The 5,776-nt window shown below is 54.4% G+C and carries 5 protein-coding genes; 2 read left to right on the forward strand and 3 right to left on the reverse strand.

Annotation, left to right across the window (positions count from 1 at the left end):
• From J5224_RS23035 to hutW, 3 genes are all read right to left on the reverse strand, one after another.
• On the reverse strand, window positions 1–606 hold a 606-nt coding region (locus J5224_RS23035; protein ID WP_264627573.1), incomplete at its 3' end, for an SDR family oxidoreductase.
• Complete coding sequence (gene hutX, locus J5224_RS23040; RefSeq protein WP_264627574.1) at window positions 603–1,097, reverse strand: heme utilization cystosolic carrier protein HutX; 495 nt, start codon at window positions 1,095–1,097, stop codon at window positions 603–605. The genes J5224_RS23035 and hutX, both read right to left, overlap by 4 nt.
• A 12-nt stretch (window positions 1,098–1,109) precedes the next feature.
• Window positions 1,110–2,426 carry a heme anaerobic degradation radical SAM methyltransferase ChuW/HutW gene (gene hutW, locus J5224_RS23045; RefSeq protein ID WP_264627575.1) on the reverse strand — a complete coding sequence of 439 codons (1,317 nt, stop codon included), beginning with the start codon at window positions 2,424–2,426 and terminating at the stop codon, window positions 1,110–1,112.
• Between the two features lie 416 nt (window positions 2,427–2,842).
• Between hutW and J5224_RS23050 the strand changes: the two genes are divergently transcribed.
• Window positions 2,843–4,993: a TonB-dependent receptor plug domain-containing protein gene (locus J5224_RS23050; protein WP_264627576.1), complete on the forward strand. Its 2,151-nt coding sequence runs from the start codon at window positions 2,843–2,845 to the stop codon at window positions 4,991–4,993.
• A 10-nt stretch (window positions 4,994–5,003) separates the two neighbouring features.
• Window positions 5,004–5,776: heme/hemin ABC transporter substrate-binding protein (locus tag J5224_RS23055; RefSeq protein WP_264627577.1), on the forward strand; the 773-nt coding region annotated here is incomplete at its 3' end.

Consider the following 5,776-nt stretch of genomic DNA (forward strand, 5'->3'; position numbering starts at 1 on the left):
GGGATCGATCAGGTTGTAGATTTGATTGCCAAATACTGGTTGCAGCAGCAGTTTCTCCAACGCGAATGCCACATCCTGGCGTGAGATAAGCCCCAACGTTGCGGGCCCTTGCGTCAGTTGGCCGTTATGCGTTGCCACCACATCCAGCAGTCCGCCAGGACGAACGATAGCGTAATCGAGCGAACTGCTTTGTAACCAGCATTCCGCCAGCGACTTCTCTCTCACCGCCAGACCAAAGGCGGCTTTCGCTCGCGCGGAAAGCAACATCCAACCGTCACCGCATCCCAGTGAGGTCACCAGCAGCATGCGCTTCAGGCCAGCCTGTTCTGCGCCATCAATGAGCGCCCGGTGCCCCAGATAGTTCACCGCACCGCCGCCCAACGTGGAGACAATGACCGCATCCGGTCCTGCCGTTTGGCAGGCTTGGGCAACCACCGCGGGTTCGCAGGCATCGCCTTCTACCACGGTGACGCCCTGCTCACGCCACTGTCGGGCCTGTTCACTGTCGCGCAACACCAGAATGACCGACTGGTTGCACGCCAGTGCGCGTTGCAGCAGGCACGCGCCAACGCCGCTGCCCGCACCGAACAGCAACCAGGGCGTCACGCTGCCACCGCCCGCAGTTCATCCGCCAGCAAACGGAAGGCGATAACCTGATGTGCCAGCAGTTGGCGATGATCGTCGCGACCAAGGAAGATTTTGAACATGGCATCACCTGCCGCATTGAAAAACACCACGGAAGCGGTATCCATCCCCATAAACTTACGCTCGATAAGCGCAATGTGCTGGCAGCGAGTAGCGCGGATGTGACCGCTCAGTCCATTTTTGCCGCGCAGGTTAAAATAGCCGTGGCGATGCGTCCCGGTCGGCAATACGCTTTTGAATTCCAGAATGGCATCCGCCGTATGACTGATAAGCGTCACTTCACCCCATTGGGTCATGGTATCCCACACGCGATCGAACTGTTCCCCCGCGACCAGCGTGCGCTGCGCTTCCGGCAATGCTTCAGTGACCGCAAACAGGCTAGTCTGATATTGTTCCGCGATCGCCTCTAAGGTGCCATCTGGATTTGTCGCCAATAATTCTTGTAATGTCATTATCTTCTTCCCTTAATGAGGCAATGGTTCCCCAGCATTGAGCTGAGGGATGAGTTGTTGTAACGCCTGCATCATATTATTTGCCCAGAAACGGCCATCATTGGTCAACCGCAGGCAGGTTGACGCATCGCGGGTTAACCCGGCTTCATGCCATTGACGCAGCAACGGTGTCAGCGCATCCGCCTGCGCAGTGAGCAGCGGCAGAGCGACACGTCCCACTTCAATACCGGCTTGCAAGCGGTGCTGCCAGGCACCGGCTTTACTGGCAGGCGTCATCATCGCGATCGGTTTCTCACCGTTATCCAGCTTCGCGTAGTAGCGTTCCAAATCACGCTCCATCATGTACGCCTGCCCGTTGACGTTACCGCCCGCGCCGCTCCCCATTGCCAGGCAGTCAGCACCTTGTTTAATAAGCAGATTGTAGAGATTGCGTTCCCGGGTGGTTTTTGCCCAGTGGCTGTTGCTCAACTGATGCCAGCCCGCATTCGCCAGAAAGTCAGCCCCGGTGTGATAAAAATCACGGCGCTCCATCACTTCCGGCAGTGTCACACGCTGGTTCTCTGCCGCTTTTGCCAGCGGGGTGGTCGGTAACAGGTTCAACGCATAAAGATCGACACCGTCCAGCGGCAGATCGCTGACAATCGCTAAATCTTCGCGCCAGCTTTCCGCCGTTTGTCCCGGCAAACCGAACATCAAATCACACACCACGGCAGCCTTGTCGCGGCTACACAGGTTTTCCAAAAAGTGGATAAGCTGCTGCCTGTCAAACAAGCGCGCCATGCGTTGGCGTATGCGGCTATCAAAGGTTTGAACACCGATAGAGAAGCGGTTTGCTCCCGCCTCCAGACAGGCATCAATGCGTTCGTCATCAAACCCGGCGCTGCGGCCTTCAACGGTTATCTCGCAGTCGGGTGCCAGCGGTAAAGACGTGCGGATAGCACGAATAATCTGCGATAACTCATCCGCTGACAGCGCCGTCGGCGTACCGCCGCCAAAATAGACCGCATGAATGGGCGCGGACTGATGCAGCGTGCTTTCCGCTTCCAGCGCCAGTTCCTGTAGCAGGTAGCGGGTATAGGCGGCGGTGCTGTCATCACGCAACTTGTTCTGATAGAAGCCGCAAAAGGTGCAGTGCGTGGCACAGAAAGGAATGTGGAGATAGAGCAGACGCTTACGCGCTGACACCGTCTGCTGGCGCAGCGTTTGCCAGCTTGCGGCAATTTGCTCTGGAGAAAGCGGTACATGATTACGCCAGGGCATCGCCATACGCCGTGCGGCGAACGGTTGCTCGCCGGGCTGAGCGTAATACGGCGTTAAATCAATGTTCATCTCTTCTTTCATCCTTTCCACTTCTACAACGGTGAAAAGATTAGATGATAACTATTTGTATTTAGCAACACGCCCACACGCGAATTGCAGACCAAACGGAAACGCAGATTTGGACGCGTGGCTGCATTAACGCATTTTTCGCTTTTTTGTAAAAAATGCCGTTAGCGACAACGTTAAAATAATGAATAAAACCAATATATTGAAAATTCAGGTTAATAAAATTGTTACATCAATGATAAACACCATCACTTCATTAAGTTTGCTTAATTTAATTTAATACACAAAAATCAAGTGTTTATTAAAAATAATTCATGACACGCATCACACAAACATAAAAATATTTTGATCAAATGTTTCATTTGAAATACAACAATTCGCAATGCAAATGAGAATTGTTTGTCTTTCAGGGATAACAGATGAAAAAAATCATGACGCACACCGCGGTATGTTTACTGCCGCTTATTTATGGCAATACCTCACTGGCTGCCGGACAGGAAGATGAAATCACGGTCATCAGCGCCGGGCGTACCGAACAGAATCTGTGGGAAAGCCCGGTCAGCATGCAGGTTATCGACAGTGAAAAACTGAGCCGATTTACCGGCGATCAGATGGCGGAAGCGCTGCGGGATATCCCCGGGGTGGATATTGTCGACAGCTCGTTGGCCGGGCGTAAACAGATCCGTATTCGCGGCGAAGAAGCCTCGCGCGTGTTGGTGCTTATTGATGGGCAAGAAGTGACCTATCAGCGTGCCGGACCCAACTACAGTCTTGGCCTGCTGATCGACCCTTCTTATGTTGAGCGCGTGGAAGTGGTAAAAGGGCCACACTCGGTGCTGTATGGCTCGCAGGCTATTGGTGGGATTATCAATTTTATCACCCGCAAAGGCGGAGACTCCCCCATTGGTGGCAAAATCAAGGTGATGTATGACAGCGCGACCGCAGGCTGGCAACAATCGGCGATCGCGTATGGCTCACTGGGGGATTTCGAGTATCGCCTCAGCGGCAGCTACAGCGATCAGGGCAATCGCAGTACCCCAGATGGTCGCCTGCCCGGTACCGATTTTCGTAACAACAGCCAATCCGCCTGGCTAGGCTATCGCCTCGGAGACCATAAGTTCGGGCTGTCGTTGGACCGATATAAAGTCAGCACCCAGACCTACAACAATTCCACCGACTATGACAGCTTCAGCGTGCGTATTCCCAATTTGGAACGCGATAAAATCGGTCTGTTCTACGACTGGAATGTCGGCAATAGTCTGCTGAAAAAAGTGCATCTGGATGCTTACCGACAAAATATCAAACGGGAGTTCCGCAACGATTTGGTGCAGAGCGGCGTTGACTTCAGTTATAAAAACTGGACGTTAACTGACTCGGTGATGACGCTAAAAACCGGCACCAACGACAAGCAAATTAGCGATGGCATCACGCTACAAACCGATCTAACACCTTGGGATAATCACCTGTTAATTATCGGCGGGCAGTGGTCACGCGACGACGTTAAACAAATCGCGTCAACCAACGTGAACATTAATAAGCTTCTTGGGCCACTGAATATCAATATCACACCCAACACCACTTCTGACGCCCACTGGCAACAAACACACTGGTCACTGTTTGCACAGGATGAGTGGAAGGTTGCACCAGACTGGACCTGGACGCTAGGCGCACGCCAATATTGGGTTGAATCACTCTCTTATGGCAGTACCAGTAACAGTACGGTGACTCGTTCAGGCCTTCCAGTACCTTCAGCAAACGGAACAGAAGTACTAAACAGCGCCAAAGCCAGCCAACGCGAACACGATAGCACCACCGTGACCGCCACCACGCTGCGCTATTCGGGCTTTACCAATACACAGCTACGTGCCTCATACGCGCAGGGTTATGTATACCCAACCTTGACGCATAAGTTCTATGACACCAGCGCGGGCGGCGGTACCACCTACGGTAATCCGAACCTGAAAGCGGAGCGTTCGGACAACTATGAACTGGGCGCTCGCTATAAAAACGCAGACTGGTTGCTGGACGGTGCGGTCTATCACTCACGCGCTAAAGATTACATCACCACGCTCAACTGTGCGGGCAGTACCGCCTGCACTGGCAGCACCGATGCCAGCAGCCGCTATTATGCTAACGCCAACCGTGCGAAAACCTACGGACTGGAACTGCATGCGGAATACCTTGGCTGGACGGTATCCCCTTATGTCACCGGAAATGTGATTCGCCGCGAGTTGGAATTGGAAAACCGCAGCACCTTTGACACCGGCGAACCCACAGTGACCGGGCGTTTTGGCGTGAAGCATGTCACCCTGTTTAACCGGTTCTCACTCGAGTCTGATGCCTTCCTGCGTGCCGCAACGCGCGCCAAAGACAGTACCGCCGATCGGGAAACTCAGCATGCTGGCTGGGCAACCGCCAATCTGGCGTTTACCGCCACCTTTGGCAAGGATGACCAGTATCAGGTGAACTGGGCGCTGAACAACCTGCTGGACAAACGCTACACCACCGCGCATGAAGGCATTCCGGCCTCCGGGTTCAGCACGGTGATTGGCGCCTCCATGGCATTCTGAGGGAAATGACATGTTAAGGGTGATATCTGCGCTGTTTATCGGTTGTCTGGCATGTAGCCTGCCCGCACAGGGGACTCCAGCACGCATCGTGGTTGCTGGTGGATCATTGGCAGAAATCGTCTATGCCGTAGGGAGCGGCAGCGCAGTGGTCGGGGTGGATCAAACCACCACCTACCCTCCCGAGACACAAACGCTTGCCAAGGTCAGCCACTGGCAGCAGCTCAACGTGGACGGCATGTTGTCTTTGCAGCCCTCGCTGGTGATGACCTGGCAGGACGCCCAGCCGCAGGCTGCGCTGGATCAGTTGCGTCAGGCGGGCGTTCAGGTCTCGCTGTTTCAGCGCACGCCCAGCACGCCGCAGCAACTACTGAGTACAATACGCCAGGCGTCAAGCCTATTACAAAACGTCGAGCAGGGAGAAGCGCTCATCGCACAGATTAGCGCGGATCTTCAAAGAGTCCAGCAGCGAACCGCCGCACAAAAAACGCCGGTAAAGGTGCTATTTCTGCTTAGCATCGCGGGCAACGGTGCCATGGTGGCGGGTAAAGAAACGGTCGCCGATGGCATGATTGCGCTGGCGGGGGGACAAAATGTGGCTACCCACCCTCAATATCGTCCCTATGGCGGTGAATCGATGATTGCTGCCGATCCGCAAGTGATCGTAGTGACATCACAGAGCATCGCGGGCGGATTGGACACACTGGCTGCGGTGCCCGGCATCACCCACACTCGCGCCTGGCGGCAGCAACGTATTGTTGCCATCGATCAGGCGCTGGTGCTAGG

It is taken from the genome of Candidatus Symbiopectobacterium sp. NZEC135 (genome assembly GCF_025962695.1).